At 67.0% G+C, this 15808-nt stretch carries 15 protein-coding genes; all 15 read left to right on the top strand.

Going from position 1 to position 15808, the window contains the following annotated elements:
- Nucleotides 1–87: 87 nt before the first annotated feature.
- The 15 genes from flgB to fliS all read left to right on the top strand — a co-directional run bounded on the left by flgB (nt 88) and on the right by fliS (nt 15804).
- Nucleotides 88–486 carry a flagellar basal body rod protein FlgB gene (gene flgB / locus ATCM_RS06360; protein WP_132863498.1) on the top strand — a complete coding sequence of 133 codons (399 nt, stop codon included), beginning with the start codon at nt 88–90 and terminating at the stop codon, nt 484–486.
- Between the two features lie 11 nt (nt 487–497).
- The gene (gene flgC / locus ATCM_RS06355) at nt 498–905 is read left to right on the top strand and encodes a flagellar basal body rod protein FlgC (RefSeq protein ID WP_132863497.1); all 408 of its coding nucleotides are present in this window, start codon (nt 498–500) and stop codon (nt 903–905) included.
- 26 nt (nt 906–931) lie between these two features.
- Nucleotides 932–1603, top strand: a complete 672-nt coding sequence (locus ATCM_RS06350; RefSeq protein ID WP_132863495.1) for a flagellar hook capping FlgD N-terminal domain-containing protein — start codon at nt 932–934, stop codon at nt 1601–1603.
- Between the two features lie 29 nt (nt 1604–1632).
- The gene (gene flgE / locus ATCM_RS06345) at nt 1633–2853 is read left to right on the top strand and encodes a flagellar hook protein FlgE (protein ID WP_132863494.1); all 1221 of its coding nucleotides are present in this window, start codon (nt 1633–1635) and stop codon (nt 2851–2853) included.
- Nucleotides 2854–2987: 134 nt separating this feature from the next.
- Complete coding sequence (locus ATCM_RS06340) at nt 2988–3737, top strand: flagellar basal body rod protein FlgF (protein ID WP_132863492.1); 750 nt, start codon at nt 2988–2990, stop codon at nt 3735–3737.
- Nucleotides 3738–3995: 258 nt separating this feature from the next.
- The gene (gene flgG / locus ATCM_RS06335) at nt 3996–4781 is read left to right on the top strand and encodes a flagellar basal-body rod protein FlgG (RefSeq protein WP_132863491.1); all 786 of its coding nucleotides are present in this window, start codon (nt 3996–3998) and stop codon (nt 4779–4781) included.
- Between the two features lie 23 nt (nt 4782–4804).
- Nucleotides 4805–5494 (top strand): flagellar basal body L-ring protein FlgH, encoded by a 690-nt coding sequence (flgH, locus tag ATCM_RS06330; RefSeq protein WP_132863489.1) that lies wholly within the window; start codon nt 4805–4807, stop codon nt 5492–5494.
- 8 nt (nt 5495–5502) lie between these two features.
- Complete coding sequence (locus tag ATCM_RS06325; RefSeq protein WP_225591547.1) at nt 5503–6615, top strand: flagellar basal body P-ring protein FlgI; 1113 nt, start codon at nt 5503–5505, stop codon at nt 6613–6615.
- A gap of 1 nt (nt 6616) precedes the next feature.
- A complete protein-coding gene (gene flgJ, locus ATCM_RS06320) occupies nt 6617–7807 on the top strand; it encodes a flagellar assembly peptidoglycan hydrolase FlgJ (protein WP_132863487.1) in 1191 nt (396 codons plus the stop codon).
- An 11-nt stretch (nt 7808–7818) separates the two neighbouring features.
- A complete protein-coding gene (flgK, locus tag ATCM_RS06315; RefSeq protein ID WP_132863485.1) occupies nt 7819–9696 on the top strand; it encodes a flagellar hook-associated protein FlgK in 1878 nt (625 codons plus the stop codon).
- Nucleotides 9696–10898, top strand: coding sequence for a flagellar hook-associated protein FlgL (gene flgL, locus ATCM_RS06310; RefSeq protein ID WP_132863484.1), 1203 nt, complete (start codon nt 9696–9698; stop codon nt 10896–10898). Before flgK ends, flgL begins: the two co-directional genes overlap by 1 nt.
- Before the next feature lie 79 nt (nt 10899–10977).
- On the top strand, nt 10978–12192 hold the full coding sequence (locus ATCM_RS06305; protein ID WP_132863483.1) for a flagellin: 1215 nt from the start codon (nt 10978–10980) through the stop codon (nt 12190–12192).
- Between the two features lie 275 nt (nt 12193–12467).
- Nucleotides 12468–13700 (top strand): flagellin, encoded by a 1233-nt coding sequence (locus tag ATCM_RS06300; protein ID WP_132863482.1) that lies wholly within the window; start codon nt 12468–12470, stop codon nt 13698–13700.
- Nucleotides 13701–13930: 230 nt separating this feature from the next.
- Nucleotides 13931–15295, top strand: a complete 1365-nt coding sequence (gene fliD / locus ATCM_RS06295) for a flagellar filament capping protein FliD (RefSeq protein WP_132863480.1) — start codon at nt 13931–13933, stop codon at nt 15293–15295.
- An 89-nt stretch (nt 15296–15384) separates the two neighbouring features.
- Nucleotides 15385–15804 (top strand): flagellar export chaperone FliS, encoded by a 420-nt coding sequence (fliS, locus tag ATCM_RS06290; RefSeq protein ID WP_132863479.1) that lies wholly within the window; start codon nt 15385–15387, stop codon nt 15802–15804.
- Nucleotides 15805–15808: the final 4 nt, after the last annotated feature.

The raw sequence follows: 15808 nt of genomic DNA, 5'->3' as shown, positions 1-15808 counted from the left end.
AGGCGGGCCGAGCCGGAGCGGGCCCGTGCTGGGCGTTCTGGCACGCGGCTTGCAGCTTCCCCGGCAACGTTCCGTGGGAGCCACCACATGGCCAACCTGATTTCCGACTATCTGGGCATCCATGCCCAGGCCATGCCGTTGCGCGAGCAGCGCATGAAGCTGATCGCCAGCAACCTGAGCAATGCCGACACGCCGGGGTACAAGGCGCGTGACATCGACTTCGATGCCGCCCTGCGCCACGCCCAGGGCATGGCCGGCAATGGCCAGCTGGCCGCCACGGCCGAACAGCACTACGCCATCGGCGGGGACGGGCTGAATCCGTTCCAGATCACCCGCGAGGCGGCCCAGCCCAGTCTGGATGGCAACACCGTCGACCCCGACGCCGAGCGCGCCGCCTACGGCCGCGCCGCACTGGAATACCGCGCCTCGCTGAGCTTCGTCGAATCGAAGGTGCGCACGATGCTCACCGCCATCACCGGCCAGTAAGGAACGACGCCATGAGCAACCTGCCGATCTTCGACATCGCCGGCTCCGCGCTGCAGGCGCAGTCGGTGCGCATGAGCACCATCGCCTCCAACCTGGCCAACGCCGATTCCATCGCCGGTTCGCCGGAGGCGGTGTACAAGCCGCTGGAACCGGTGTTCCAGGCCGTGACCAGCCGCACCGATCCCAACCTCACCGGCGTGCAGGTCAAGGAAGTCACGCAGAGCGATGCGGCGCCGATCAAGCGATATGAACCCAACCACCCGCTGGCCGACGGCGACGGCTACGTCTACTCGCCCGACGTCGATCCGGTGGCGCAGATGGTCAACCTGATCTCGACCTCCCGCAACTACCAGGCCGGCGTGGAGATGCTCAGCACCGCCAGGGAACTGGCCCTGGCCACGCTGACGATGGGCCGTTGACGCCCGCCCAACCGGAACCCACCGACATGACCACCAGCGTCTCCTCCGATATCTACGGCTCGCTCGGCCTGAACGCCACGGCCAATGCCAAGACCAAGAAGAACGACAGCCTCGACCAGGCCGACTTCCTGAAGCTGATGACCACCCAGCTGCAGCACCAGGACCCGACCAAGCCGATGGACAACAGCCAGATGGTGTCGCAGATGGCCCAGCTGTCCACCGTGCAGGGCATCACCGACCTGAACACCACCGTCAAGACCTTCCAGTCGGCGATGTCCAGCGACCAGATCCTCAAGGGCGCCTCGCTGGTTGGCCACGAGGTGATGGTGCCTTCGACCAAGTTCAGCCTCGAAGGCGAAGGGGGTACCAGCGGCACCGTGGCGGCCCCATCGGCCGGCACCGTCACCGTCGAGATCACCGATGCGAACGGCCAGAAGGTCACCACGCTGAGCGTGCCGGCCGACGCCGCCGGCGAGGTCAACTTCCAGTGGGACGGCACCGACGCCAGCGGCAACCGCATGCCCGCCGGCAGCTACACCATCGCCGCCACCCACTCGGACAGCAGCGGCGCCTCGACCAAGCTGAACACCTACGTGCAGGCCGAGGTGGAAAGCGTGACCGTCGGTTCCGACGGCCTCTACCTGAACCTCAAGGGCCTGGGCACTGCCCCGCTCGACTACGTGCTCCGCGTCAGCTGAGCCCCCCGAACCCGCCAGGAGTTACCACCATGGGCTTCAACGTATCGCTGTCCGGCATCAACGCCGCCAACGCCGACCTGAACGTCACCGCCAACAACATCGCCAATGTCAACACCACCGGCTTCAAGGAGTCGCGTGCGGAGTTCGTCGACCTGTTCAACTCGACCAGCTACGGGCTTTCGCGCAATGCGATCGGTTCGGGCGTGCGCCTGAGTGGCGTGGCGCAGCAGTTCTCGCAGGGCAACATCGACCAGACCGGGCGCAGCCTGGACATGGCCATCGAGGGCGAAGGCTTCTTCACGCTGAGCATGAACGGCACGCGCGTGTACTCGCGCGCCGGCAACTTCCAGACCGACAAGAGCGGCTATGTCGTCAACCCGCAGGGCGCACGCCTTCAGGTCTACGCGCCGAGCGCCGATGGCACCCGCTTCGACGGCACGCTGACCGACCTGCAGGTGCTGGCCACCGACAGCGCGCCCAAGCAGACCGGCCTGGTCAACCTTGCCTTCACCCTGCCGGCCAACGCCAGCGAACCGACCATCGCAACGTTCGACCCGAGCAACTCCAACAGCTACAACCAGTCCACCGGCGGCGTGACCGTGTACGACTCGCTGGGCGTCAGCCACACCCAGACGTCCTACTTCGTCAAGGGTGCCAACGCCAACGAGTGGCAGGTCTACAACTATGTCGACGGCCAGTCCGTCGGTGCGCCGACCACGCTGGAGTTCTCCAACAGCGGTGCGCTGCTGAATCCGGCCAACGGCCAGATCACGCTGGATCCGTTCACGCCCGCCACCGGCGCCGGCGTGCTCAACCTGACCTTGGACGTGAGCGGCTCCACGCAGTACGGCGAGAAGTTCGCGCTGCGCGACACCCGCCAGGACGGCTACGCCTCGGGCAAGCTGACCGAAATCAGCATCGACACCACCGGCGTGGTCTACGCGCGTTACTCCAATGGCGCCGACACCGCGCTCGGCCAGGTTGCCCTGACCAACTTCAACAACCCGCAGGGCCTGCAGAGCATGGGCAACAACGTGTGGACCGAGACCAATGCGTCCGGCATCGCACGCACCGGCGCACCGGACACCTCCGACCTGGGCCAGATCCAGTCCGGCTCGCTGGAAGCGTCCACGGTCGACCTGACCGAACAGCTGGTCAACATGATCGTGGCCCAGCGCAACTTCCAGGCCAATGCGCAGATGGTCTCGACGCAGGACCAGATCACGCAGACCGTCATCAACATCCGCTAACCGCCGGATCGGGAACAGGACGTGGTGGTGGGTTGAGGGCCTCAGGTATCGCCTGGAGCCACCGCCCACCCGCCTTTTCCCGTTGCCGGTGACGCACCGCCTCCCCTTCCCTACTTCCTGTTCCCTGCCCCCGAATGGACAAAGCCCTTTACGTTGCCATGACCGGCGCCCGCGCCTCGCTGCAGGCGCAGGGGACCGTGTCGCACAACCTGGCCAATGCCGACACGCCGGGCTTCAAGGAAGCGCTGGCCAACACCGAGGCATTCCGCATCCAGGGCCCGGGTTACGCCTCGCGCGTGGACGCACTGCACGTGGATGCCGGCTTCAATCGTCGCATCGGCGCGCAGCAGATCACCGGCAACGCGCTGGATCTTTCGCTGCAGCCGGGCAGCTGGCTTGCGGTGCAGTCCAACGACGGCAGTGAGGCGTACACCCGCGCTGGCGCGTTGTCGATGACGCCCAACGGCCAACTGGTCACCGCCGAAGGCAACACCGTACTCGACGACAACGGCAACCCGATCGCCATTCCGCCGCACCAGGCGATGGAGATCGGCCACGACGGCACCGTGTCGATCATCCCGTTGGGCGAAGGCCCGCAGACGATGGCGATGATCGGACGCTTGAAGGTCGTCGAGGCGCCCGACGAACGCCTGGCCCGCGGCCTGGACGGGCTGATGCGCAACACCGACCCCACCCAGCCCTTCGCGCAACGCCAGGGCAAGGCGCTGGACAGCGGCATGCTGGAATCCAGCAACGTCGATGCCGCCGGCGCGCTGGTGCAGATGATCCAGCTGCAGCGCCAGTTCGAAATGCAGGTGAAGGTCATCAAGCACGGCGACGAGAACGCGCGCAGCGCGAACACCCTGCTGCGCTTGAACGGTTGATCGGGCCATTGGCTCACGCGGCCGGGATCTGATCCCGGCCGCAGTCGATCACGTTGTCGTTGTTCCCTGTCGCCCGGGCACGCAGATCGCGTCCGGGCGTTTTTATGCGTGCGGTTCGGCGGCTTCCTGCTTCGCGGACCAGGCCGCTGCCGCCGGTGATCTGCTCGCGACGGCATCCCGTCGCCGGTTTTGGCACGGCCCATGCATTGAACCTGGCAAGGGCCGCATCGGCCGGCATCAGCAGCAGAGGAACGCGTCATGAATCAGGCATTGTGGGTCGCCAAGACCGGGCTGGATGCGCAGCAGACGCGCATGTCCGTGGTCTCCAACAACCTGGCCAACACCAACACCACCGGCTTCAAGCGCGACCGTGCCAGCTTCGAGGACCTGCTTTACCAGCAGGTACGCCAGCCCGGCGGTTCCTCTTCGGCGCAGACCCAGCTGCCCACCGGCCTGCAGCTGGGGACCGGTGTGCGCGTGGTCGCCACGTCCAAGAACTTCGACCAGGGCACGCAGCAGCAGACCGGCAAGGCGCTGGACGTGATGGTCAATGGTCGTGGCTTCTTCGAGGTGATGATGCCCGACGGCACCTCCGCCTACACGCGCGACGGCAGCTTCCAGATCAACGCGCAGGGGGAGCTGGTCACCAACAGCGGCTACCCGGTGCAGCCGGGCATCCAGGTTCCCGAGGGCACCCAATCGTTGACCATCGGCAGCGACGGCACCATCAGCGTGAAGATGGCCGGCGAGGCCGCATCGGTGGAGATCGGCTCGCTGACGTTGACTGATTTCATCAACCCGGCGGGCCTGCAGGCCAAGGGCGAGAACCTGTACGTGGAGACCACGGCCTCCGGGCCGGCGCAGAACGGCACGCCTGGCCTCAACGGGCTGGGCACCGTGGTGCAGGGTGCACTGGAAGGCAGCAACGTCAACGTGGTGGAAGAGCTGGTGGCGATGATCGAGACCCAGCGCGCCTACGAGATGAACGCCAAGGCCATCTCCACCACCGACGCCATGCTCGGCTACCTCAACAGCAACGTCTGACCGGTCGCCACAGGATCAATGCCATGAGCCGCACCCCATTCTTCCGTCAGCTTCCCGTCGCCTTGTGCGCCGTGCTCAGCGCCGGCTGCACGCTGGCCGGCGACGTGCGCCCCTACGCGCCGATGGCGCCGATCCAGCCGGTCATCGCCCCCTCCGCGGCCCCCACCGCCGGCGCCATCTATGCCGCTGGCCCGGGACTGAACCTGTACGGCGACCGGCGTGCACGTGACGTCGGCGACCTGCTGACCATCACCCTGATCGAGAACACCACCGCCACCACCACGGCCAGCACCGCGATCCAGAAGGACTCCAAGCTGGACGTCGGCACGCCGACCCTGTTCGGTGCCCCGGTCACGCTGGGCGGCAAGGACATCCTGGGAGCCTCGGCAGAGAGCTCGCGCGACTTCAACGGCAAGGGCAACAGCGCGCAGAGCAACCGCCTGCAGGGCAGCCTGACGGTGACCGTCATCCAGCGCCTGCCCAACGGCAACCTGGTGGTGCAGGGCCAGAAGAACCTGCGCCTGAACCAGGGCGATGAACTGGTGCAGATCCAGGGCGTGGTCCGCGCCGCCGACATCGCGCCGGACAACACCATCGCCTCGAGCAAGGTCGCCGATGCACGCATCGCCTACGGCGGTCGCGGCGCGGTTGCCCAGTCCAACGCCATGGGCTGGCTGGGCCGCTTCTTCAACTCCGCCTTCGCGCTGTTCTGAGCATGACCATGCGAACCGTTTCCCTCTTCCGTTGCCTGCTCCTCACCCTGGTGGTGGGCTGTGCCCTGCCCGCCCACGCCGAACGCATCAAGGACCTGGCGCAGGTCGGCGGCGTGCGCGGCAATGCCCTGGTCGGCTACGGCCTGGTCGTCGGCCTGGACGGCAGCGGCGACCGCACCAGCCAGGCCCCGTTCACCGTGCAGAGCCTGAAGAACCTGCTGGGCGAGCTGGGCGTCAACGTGCCGGCCAACGTCAACCCGCAGTTGAAGAACGTCGCCGCGGTGGCGATCCACGCCGAGCTGCCGCCGTTCGCCAAGCCCGGCCAGACCATCGACATCACCGTGTCCTCGGTGGGCAACGCGGTCTCCCTGCGTGGTGGCTCGCTGCTGATGGCGCCGCTGAAGGGTGCCGACGGCCAGGTCTATGCGATCGCGCAGGGCAACCTGGTGGTGGGTGGCTTCGGCGCGCAGGGCAAGGACGGCTCACGCGTGTCGGTGAACATTCCCAGCGTTGGGCGCGTGCCCAACGGCGCCACGGTCGAACGTGCCCTGCCCGATGTGTTCGGTGCTTCCGGGGAGATCACCCTGAACCTGCACCAGAACGATTTCACCACCGTCTCGCGCATGGTCAGCGCCTTGAACGCCACCTTTGGCGAAGGCGCGGCGCGCGCGGTCGACGGCGTCACCGTGGCGGTGCAGGCCCCCACCGATCCGGGCGCGCGCATCGGCATGCTGGCGCGCATCGAGAACGTGGAACTGTCCCCCGGCACCGCGCCGGCGCGCGTGGTGGTCAACTCCCGCACCGGCACCGTGGTCATCGGCTCGCAGGTGCGCGTCAGCCCGGCGGCGATCTCGCACGGTTCCTTGACGGTGACCGTCAGCGAATCGACCCAGGTCAGCCAGCCCAATGCGTTCGGCAACGGCCAGACCGTGGCCAGCCCGCAATCGACCATCACCGCCAGCAACGAAGGCAGCCGTATGTTCCGCTTCGACGGCGGTGCGACGCTGGACGAAATCGTGCGAGCCGTGAACGAGGTGGGTGCGGCACCGGGCGACCTGATCGCCATCCTGGAAGCCCTCAAGCAGGCCGGTGCATTGAGCGCCGATCTCGAGGTCATCTGACATGCGTATCGCTCCTGCGCCGTTCGAGCTGAACCCGGCCACGGCCAACGATCCGGCCAAGATCGACAAGGTCGCGCGCCAGCTGGAAGGCCAGTTCGCGCAGATGTTGATCAAGAGCATGCGCGAGGCCAGCTTCGGCGACTCGCTGTTCCCCGGCGAGAACCAGATGTTCCGCGAGATGTACGACCAGCGCATCGCCGAGGCGATGACGCGGGGGCGCGGCCTGGGCCTGTCGGCGATGATCGCAAGGCAGTTGGGCGGCGGACAGCAGGCCACCGCAGCGCCGGTGGATCCGGCGATCACGCCTGCCGCGGCGGCACGCGCCTACCAGTTGGCCGCGCCAGACATCCGCCCGCCTGCCCTGCCCTTGCAGCCCGGCCCCGGCGAAGACCCGTTCGCCGCGCTCGACGCCAGCGAACGCGCCGCCTATCTTGCCCCGCAATCGCAGGCGTTGGACCTGATCGCCGGGCGTGACACCGGCGAGCTGCACGCCGCGTTGGGCAGCGCCCATCCGTATGACGGCAGCGGCATGCCGGCGCAGGCCGAATGGACAACGGCCGATGACCGCTGGAGCGCGATGACCGCCGCCGAACGCGGTGACGCCGTGGACACGACGCAGGCCAACCTGGCCGCCAGCAGCCTGGGCACGCATACGCCGGAAGGGTTCGTCGCCAGCATCTGGCCGCACGCGCAGCGTGCCGCGCAGGAGCTGGGCGTGAACCCGCGCGCCCTGGTCGCACAGGCGGCATTGGAGACCGGCTGGGGCAAGCGCCACATCAAGCGGGAGAACGGCCAGAGCAGCCACAACCTGTTCGGGATCAAGGCCACCGGCTGGAGCGGTGAGCGCGCCAGCGCCGGTACGCATGAGTACGTGGACGGCCAGCGCCGCTCCGAACGCGCCAGCTTCCGTGCCTATGGCTCGGTGGCCGACAGCTTCAACGACTACGTGCGGATGCTGAAGAACAGCCCGCGCTACCAGGCCGCGCTGAAGGCCGGTGGCGACGTGCGTGGTTTCGCACAGGGCTTGCAGCGTGCCGGCTATGCGACCGACCCGTCCTACGCCGCCAAGATCGCCGCCATTGCCGCCGGCCCGACCATCGACCGCGCGGTCGGTGCGATTGCCGAAGTCGGCAACCGCTTCGGCCAGACCCTCGCTTCCGCCGCCGGGTTGACCGGCCTCACCCGTCGTTGAGATAGACGTCCATGTCCAGTGTTCTTTCCACCAGCACCAGTGCCCTGATCGCGTTCCAGCGCGCCCTGGCAACGGTCAGCAACAACGTCGCCAACATCAAGACCGACGGATACAGCCGGCAGACCGTGGACTTCGCCACGGCACCCTCGGTCAACGTCGGCTATGGCGATGTAGGCACCGGTACCCGCATCGTGGACATCCGTCGCGTCGCCGACCAGCTCGCCATCTCGCGGCTGCTGGACAGCAGCGGCGAACTGGCGCGGCTGGAAAAGCTGTCCACGCTGTCCGATCGCGTCGATGCGCTGCTCTCCGATACCGCAACCAACGTCACCGGGGTCTGGTCCAAGTTCTTCGATGCCGTCAACGGCCTGTCCTCCAACGCTGCGGCCACCACCGAACGCCGCGACATGCTCGACAGCGCGTCCACCCTGGTCGATCGCTTCAAGCAGCTCAACAACAGCCTGGACAGCCTCAACAGCGAGGTGAACAACGGGCTGCTGGCCGCGACCACCGAGGTCAACCGGCTGGCCGCCGAGATCGCCCAGCTCAATGGTGCGATCGGCAGCAAGGGCAATGCCGCCGCGCCGGACCTGCTGGACCGCCGCGACCAGCTGATCACCCAGCTGGTCGGCTACACCGGTGGTACGGCGGTGATCCAGGATGGCGGCATCACCAATGTCTATTCGGCCGGCGGCCAGGCGCTGGTGGTCGGCTCGACCGCCTCGCAGATCACCACCGCCGCCGATCCCTACCAGCCCGAGCGCCTGCAGCTGGCGATCAAGACCCAGGGCATGACCATCGTGCTGGATGGCAATGCGCTCGGTGGCCAGATCGGCGGCATGCTCGAGTTCCGCGACCGCGTCCTCACCCCTGCCCAGAATGAACTGGGAAGGATCGCCGTCGGCATGGCCACCACGTTCAACCAGGCCCACGCCGAGGGCATGGACCTGTACGGGGACATGGGCACGGACTTCTTCAACCTGGGCACGCCCAAGGTGAGCGCGCACAGCGGCAATACCGGCAGCGCCACCCTGACCGCCAGTTATGGCGACCTGGCCGCCCTGGATGGCCAGAACATCCTGCTCAAGTACAACGGCACCGGTTGGGAGGCCACCCGCGCCGACACCGGTGCCAGCGTCGCCATGACCGGCACCGGCACCGCCGCCGACCCGTTCGTGGTCAATGGCGTGCGCTTCGAGGTGGGCGGTACCCCGGGATTGAATGATCGCTTCCTGCTGCAGCCCACCGGCGCGGCGATCACCGGTTTATCGGTGGCCATCACCGATCCCTCGCGCATCGCCGCGGCCAACCCGGTCAAGGCCGGAGCGGACCTGGCCAACACCGGCACCGGCGTGCTGGGCAAGCTGGATGTGCTCGACGCCTCCGACCCGGCCCTGCTCAACCCCGCCAGCATCGAGTTCATCGACGCCAACCAGTACACCATCGACGGCGCCGGTCCCTTCACCTACACGCCAGGCCAGGCCATCAGCGCGAACGGCTGGAGCCTGGTGCTGGACGGCAAGCCCGCCGCCGGTGACACCTTCACCATCGGCAAGACCGCCCCCGGCTCCAGTGACAACGGCAACGCCTCGCGCCTGGCCGGCGTGGAGGATGCCAAGGCGCTCAGCGGCGGCACCGTCACCCTCAACGGTGCCCTCGGTGGCCTGACCACCCAGGTCGGTGCGGCGGCACGTTCGGCCGAATATTCGCTGCAGGCCCAGCAGGTCATCAACGACAACGCGCAGGCCGCGCGCGACTCGGTGTCCGGGGTGAACCTGGATGAGGAAGCGGCCGACATGCTCCGCCTGCAACAGGCTTACCAGGCTGCTTCGCAGCTGATCTCCACGGCAGAAAACATGTTCCAGACAATCCTCAGGGCGGTGGGCTGATGAATACCCGCATCTCCAGCAGCATGATCTACGACCGCTCGGTGGCGCTGATGCAGTCCAAGCAGAGCAAGCTGTCGCACCTGGAGCAGCAGCTCTCCACCGGCAGCAAGATCGTCACTGCCAAGGACGACCCGGTCGGCGCCGGTACCGCGGTCGGCATGGACCGCATGCTGGCCGAACTGGAAAAGCTTGGCGCCAACGCCAACACCGTCCAGAACCGGCTGGGGCTGCAGGAGAACGCCCTTGCCCAGGCCGGCGAACTGCTGCAGCGCATCTCCGACCTGACCATCCAGGCCAACAACGCCTCGCTGTCCAGCGATGACCGCAAGGCTGTCTCCAGCGAGCTGAAGTCGATCAAGCAACAGATGCTGGCGCTGGCCAACACCACCGACGGCAATGGCCGCTACCTGTTCGGCGGGGCCTCCGATGGCGATGCCCCGTTCACGCTCAGCAATGGCGTGGTCACCTACAACGGCGACCAGATCCAGCGCAAGGTCGAAGTGGCGCCGGGCACGTTCGTCAGCGACGCGCAGCCCGGCAGCGAGATCTTCCTGCGCATCCGCACCGGCGACGGGACGGTCGACGGCAGCGCTGCGGCCACCAACACCGGCAAGGGCGTGCTCACCGACCTGAGCCGCGACGGTTCCGGCAGTTGGGACGGCAGCAGCTATACCGTTCGCTTCACCGCCGCCGACAGCTACGAGATCGTCGACGCGAGCAACACCGTGGTCAGCACCGGCACGTACACCAGCGGCGACGACATCACCTTCGGGGGGCTGCGCATGCGCATCGAGGGCGAGCCTGCGGCGGGCGACGAGTTCAGCGCCGGGCAGGCCCAGAGCCGCGACGTGTTCTCCACCATCGACCGGCTGGTGCAGGCACTGGACATGGACGTGTCCACCGAAGCCGGCCGTACCGCGCAGCAGAACGGGCTGCAAGCGAGCCTGCGTGATGTCTCGCGCGCGGCCGAGGCGATGATCGATGCACGCGCCGCCGGCGGCGCGCAGTTGAAGACCATCGACGACGCCGCCTCGCTGCGCGAGGCCAACACCGTCACCCTGAAAAGCTCGCTGTCGCAGTTGCGCGACGTCGATTACGCCGAGGCCATCGGGCAATACAAGCTCGAGGGTGCGGCGCTCCAGGCGGCCCAGACCATCTTCACCCAGATGCAGTCGATGTCGCTGTTCAACATGATCCGCTGACCCACCTGACGGCAGCCGCACTGCCAAACCGAATCACCGCATCGCCTGATGCAGGCATAGAACACAACGGAGAAGTCCCATGGCACAAGTCATCAACACCAACATCATGTCGCTGAACGCCCAGCGCAACCTGAACACCAGCGGCACCAGCCTGGCGACCAGCATCCAGCGCCTGTCCTCGGGCCTGCGCATCAACAGCGCAAAGGACGATGCGGCCGGCCTGGCCATCTCCGAGCGCTTCACCACCCAGATCCGTGGCCTGGACGTGGCCGTGCGCAATGCCAATGACGGCATCTCGCTGGCCCAGACCGCCGAAGGCGCGATGGTGGAGATCGGCAACAACCTGCAACGCATCCGCGAGCTGGCCGTGCAGTCGGCCAACGCCACCAACTCCGACACCGACCGCGAGGCGCTGAACGCCGAAGTGCGCCAGCTGCTCTCGGAGGTCGACCGCGTCGCCAACCAGACCAACTTCAACGGCACCAAGCTGCTGGATGGCAGCTTCGCCGGGGCCCTGTTCCAGGTCGGCGCCGACGCCGGCCAGACCATCGGCATCAACAGCATCGTCGACGTCAACACCGACACCATCGGCACGGCCGGCTTCGCCGGTGACATGACCGGCATCGGTGCGGTGCCCTCGGCCGCCTCCGGCACCGCCGTCGGCAAGGTGTCCGGGATCACCATCAGCGTCCAGGCCGCCGGTGCCAGCAGCGCCACCCAGATCAAGATCGACGACATCAAGGTCGACGTGGGTGACACCGCCGCCGACATCAACCGCAAGCTCACCCAGGCCATTAACGACAAGCTGGACCAGACCGGCCTGTACGCCTCGGTGGACGGCACCACCGGCGAGCTCACCTTCCAGTCGCTCAAGGCCGGCCAGACCATCACCGCCGCCAACCTCGGCACGCTGACCGGCGGCACCGGCCTGACCTACACCGGCGGTGCCTTGACGGTGCCGACCACCATGTCCACCCAGCATGCCGAGGACCTGGACATCCGCGACTTCACAGGCGCGCAGCGCGCATTGGAGATCGTCGACAAGGCCCTGACCGCGGTCAGCAACTCGCGTGCGGAGATGGGCGCGATCCAGAACCGCTTCACCTCCACCATCGCCAACCTCACCACCACCTCGGAAAACCTGTCGGCCTCGCGCAGCCGCATCCGCGACACCGACTACGCCAAGGAAACCGCCGAGCTGACCCGCACGCAGATCCTGCAGCAGGCCGGTACCGCCATGCTGGCACAGGCCAACCAGCAGCCGCAGAGCGTGCTGAGCCTGCTGCAGCAGTAACCGTTGCAGCGAGGCAAACAGGAAAGGCCCCGGCATGCCGGGGCCTTTTCGTTGGGGGCGACCATGCCGGAGCACCCGCTTGCCAGCACTGCCAGCTGCTTTTTTCCGGCGCCCTGCCCGGCGGAAAAAAACCTTGTCGTCGGGGCCTAAAGCTGCCGGGGTGTGTGCCGTTATTGATATCAGCAGCGGTACTGCGGCGCCCTACGCCACCCCCACTGCATCCAGTACCGGTCAGGTTGAGCTGCCGGATCAAACGCCAAAAAGGAATCCGAATCATGGCACAAGTCATCAACACCAACATCATGTCGCTCAATGCTCAGCGCAACCTGAACACCAGCGGCACCAGCCTGGCCACCTCGATTCAGCGCCTGTCCTCGGGCCTGCGCATCAACAGCGCCAAGGACGACGCCGCCGGCCTGGCGATCTCCGAGCGCTTCACCACCCAGATCCGCGGCCTGGACGTTGCCACCCGCAACGCCAACGACGGCATCTCGCTGGCCCAGACCGCCGAAGGCGCGATGGTCGAGATCGGCAACAACCTGCAGCGTATCCGCGAGCTGGCCGTGCAGTCGTCCAATGCCACCAACTCGACCACCGACCGCGAAGCGCTGAATTCGGAGGTGAACCAGCTGCTGAAGGAAATCGACCGCGTCGCCAACCAGACCAACTTCAACGGCACCAAACTGCTGGACGGCAGCTTCTCCGGCGCGCTGTTCCAGGTCGGCGCCGACTCCGGCCAGACCATCGGCATCAACAGCATCGTCGACTCGAACATCGACACCCTGGGCAAGATGAACTTCGCCGCCGACACCACCGCCGTCAGCGTGGTTGCCTCCGGCGCCGCCGCCACCGCCGCGGGCAAGATCTCCGGCATCAAGGTCAGCGTGCAGGCCGTTGGCGCGAGCAGCGCCAAGGACATCACCATCGAGGACGTGAAGTTCGAAGCCGGTGAAAGCACCACCTCCATCAACAAGAAGGTGGCTGCCGCCATCAACGACAAGATGGACCAGAGCGGCGTCTACGCCGAAGTCGACAGCAACGGCGCGATCAGCCTGAAGGCGGTCAAGGGCAACCAGTTCACCACCGGCTTCACCTTCGGCACCATCAGCCCGGCCACCACCGGCCAGGCGACCGGCCTGACCTCCGGCGGCACCGCCTTCACCGCCCAGGACGCCACCGCCGTGTCCAGCCAGAAGGTCGCCGGTACCCTGGACATCTCCACCTTCATCGGTGCCCAGCAGGCGCTGGAAGTGGTCGACAAGGCCCTGACCGCGGTCAACAGCTCGCGCGCCGACATGGGTGCGATCCAGAACCGCTTCAGCTCGACCATCTCCAACCTGTCCACCACCTCGGAAAACCTGTCGGCCTCGCGCAGCCGCATCCGCGACACCGACTACGCCAAGGAAACCGCCGAGCTGACCCGCACGCAGATCCTGCAGCAGGCCGGCACCGCGATGCTCTCCCAGGCCAACAGCTCCACCCAGAACGTGCTGAGCCTGCTGGGCTGATCACCGCCGGCGCCGCCGCAAGGCGGCCCTGGAGGCAGCAACAAACGCAGACCCCCGCCGCAAGGCGGGGGTTTGTGCGTTGGCGGCGCCGGGGGCCGGCCTGCGGCAACGGCACGCCACTTGCATCCACACGGGGAGCCCTGCGCGCGCCCGCCTAAAGAAACGGCACGGGCGTGCCGATATCGAGGATGCCTGTACGGGCGTCCGCACGCCACGACCAAGGAAACTACATGGCCTCCTCATCCCTCGCTGCCGTCGGCTCCGGACTGGACATCCCGACCCTCGTCGCCCAGCTCGTGGCTGCCGAACGCAAGCCGGCCGAGACCCGCATCAACAACCAGGGCACGAAGGCGACCACCCAGCTCTCGGCGCTGGGCAACATCAAGAACTCGCTGAGCAGCCTGCAGTCGGCGCTGGAAGCGATGGCCAAGAGCGCCACCAACGGCGCCTACAAGACCAGCATCAGCGATACCGCCACCAGCTTCAGCGCCACGGTGGTGACCGACTCCAACGGCAAGACCAGCGCCACCGCCGGCACCTACGAGGTCGAAGTGGTGCGGCTGGCGCAGAGCCAGAAGCTCAGCTCCGGCGCGTTCGGCGCCGATGCCAAGGTAGGCGACGGAAAGCTGACGTTCGCCTGGGGCGAAGAGACGCTGGACGTGGACATCGCCGAGGGCAGCACGCTGACGCAGATCGCCGCCGCCATCAACAAGGCCGCTGGCGGCAAGGGGGTCAACGCCACCATCATCACCGCCAACGACGGCCAGCACCTGGTGATGAATGCGGTCAATGGCGGCACCGAAGGCGCACTGACGGTCACCGCCAGCGGCGGCAACGGTGGCTTGTCGGCGCTGACCTGGGATGGCACCAGCGGCGGCATGACCGAGAACATCGCACCGGCCAACGCACTGGTGCGGGTGGACGGCTTCGAGCGCGAGTCCAGCAGCAACACCATCACCGACCTGCTGCCTGGCGTCACCCTCACCCTGAACAAGGCCGAGGAAGGCACCAAGCGCACGCTGACGGTGGCTGCGGACAACTCCGGCCTGAAGATCAACACCCAGGCCTTCGTTGCCGCCTACAACACCACGGTCGGCCTGCTCAAGAGCAGCAGCGCCTACGACGCCACCAACGACAAGGCCTCCGCGCTGACCGGTGACTCGCTGGTACGCGGCCTGCAGCAGCAGCTGCGCGGCGAAGCCAGCGGCAGCATGCTCGACCTCAAGGCCCTGGGCGTGACCGTCAACAAGGACGGCACCCTGGCCTTCAGCACCACCACGTTCGACGCCAAGGTCGCCGAGGACCCCTCCGCCGCCCGCAAGCTGCTGGGCAGCGACGGCTCGTTCACCTCCAGCCTCAGCGCCATGCTCAAGACCAACCTGGGCAGCAACGGCACACTGACCCTGCGCACCAACTCGCTGACCAAGCAGATCAGCAAGCTGGAGAAGGACCTGGACGACCTGGATGCGCGGATGGAAAAGGTCTCCGCGCGGTATACCGCCCAGTTCACCGCCATGGACACGGTGGTGGCGAAGATGCAGAGCACCAGCGATTACCTCAGCCAGCAGATCAGCGCGCTCAACAAGAAGAGCTGACCGGCCGGCAGCCCCTTCCCCACGCACACCAATACGACCACTTTTCGCCAGCGCCGGCCCGGCCATGACGAAGCCCCAAGGAGAACCCCATGTACGGTGCCAACCGCCACTATGCCGAGCAGTACCGCAAGGTCGGCGTCACCAGCCGCGTCGTCGACGCGGACCCGCACCGCCTTGTCGCCCTGCTGCTTGAAGGCGCGGGCGAGCGCATCCGTCGCGCCGAAGCCTGCCTGGCCAACGGCGACCAGGCATTGAAAGGCAAGGCGATCGGTGAAGCCTGTGCGATCATCGGGCACCTGAATGGTTCGCTGGACCACGAAGCCGGCGGCGAGATCGCCGGCAACCTGTCGGCCCTTTACGACTACGTCATGCAGCGCCTGACCGAAGCCAACCTCAACAACGACGCGGTACCGCTGCAGGAGTCGCTGTCGTTGATCGGCGAGATCGAGAGCGCATGGAACGCCATTCCCCAGGAACAGCGCACCCTGCCCACCGCACCCGGAGCCTGATGCC

The sequence above is a fragment of the Stenotrophomonas sp. ATCM1_4 genome, assembly GCF_004348115.1.
GTDB classification, from domain to species: Bacteria; Pseudomonadota; Gammaproteobacteria; order Xanthomonadales; family Xanthomonadaceae; genus Stenotrophomonas; species Stenotrophomonas capsici.
This window is presented reverse-complemented; position numbering and strand designations above follow the sequence as displayed.

What these genes read in the sequence shown, in the direction of transcription:
- flgB (WP_132863498.1), top strand. Translation starts at nt 88, where the DNA reads ATGGCCAACCTGATTTCCGACTATCTGGGCATCCATGCCCAGGCCATG.
- flgC (WP_132863497.1), top strand. Translation starts at nt 498, where the DNA reads ATGAGCAACCTGCCGATCTTCGACATCGCCGGCTCCGCGCTGCAGGCG.
- ATCM_RS06350 (WP_132863495.1), top strand. Translation starts at nt 932, where the DNA reads ATGACCACCAGCGTCTCCTCCGATATCTACGGCTCGCTCGGCCTGAAC.
- flgE (WP_132863494.1), top strand. Translation starts at nt 1,633, where the DNA reads ATGGGCTTCAACGTATCGCTGTCCGGCATCAACGCCGCCAACGCCGAC.
- ATCM_RS06340 (WP_132863492.1), top strand. Translation starts at nt 2,988, where the DNA reads ATGGACAAAGCCCTTTACGTTGCCATGACCGGCGCCCGCGCCTCGCTG.
- flgG (WP_132863491.1), top strand. Translation starts at nt 3,996, where the DNA reads ATGAATCAGGCATTGTGGGTCGCCAAGACCGGGCTGGATGCGCAGCAG.
- flgH (WP_132863489.1), top strand. Translation starts at nt 4,805, where the DNA reads ATGAGCCGCACCCCATTCTTCCGTCAGCTTCCCGTCGCCTTGTGCGCC.
- ATCM_RS06325 (WP_225591547.1), top strand. Translation starts at nt 5,503, where the DNA reads ATGCGAACCGTTTCCCTCTTCCGTTGCCTGCTCCTCACCCTGGTGGTG.
- flgJ (WP_132863487.1), top strand. Translation starts at nt 6,617, where the DNA reads ATGCGTATCGCTCCTGCGCCGTTCGAGCTGAACCCGGCCACGGCCAAC.
- flgK (WP_132863485.1), top strand. Translation starts at nt 7,819, where the DNA reads ATGTCCAGTGTTCTTTCCACCAGCACCAGTGCCCTGATCGCGTTCCAG.
- flgL (WP_132863484.1), top strand. Translation starts at nt 9,696, where the DNA reads ATGAATACCCGCATCTCCAGCAGCATGATCTACGACCGCTCGGTGGCG.
- ATCM_RS06305 (WP_132863483.1), top strand. Translation starts at nt 10,978, where the DNA reads ATGGCACAAGTCATCAACACCAACATCATGTCGCTGAACGCCCAGCGC.
- ATCM_RS06300 (WP_132863482.1), top strand. Translation starts at nt 12,468, where the DNA reads ATGGCACAAGTCATCAACACCAACATCATGTCGCTCAATGCTCAGCGC.
- fliD (WP_132863480.1), top strand. Translation starts at nt 13,931, where the DNA reads ATGGCCTCCTCATCCCTCGCTGCCGTCGGCTCCGGACTGGACATCCCG.
- fliS (WP_132863479.1), top strand. Translation starts at nt 15,385, where the DNA reads ATGTACGGTGCCAACCGCCACTATGCCGAGCAGTACCGCAAGGTCGGC.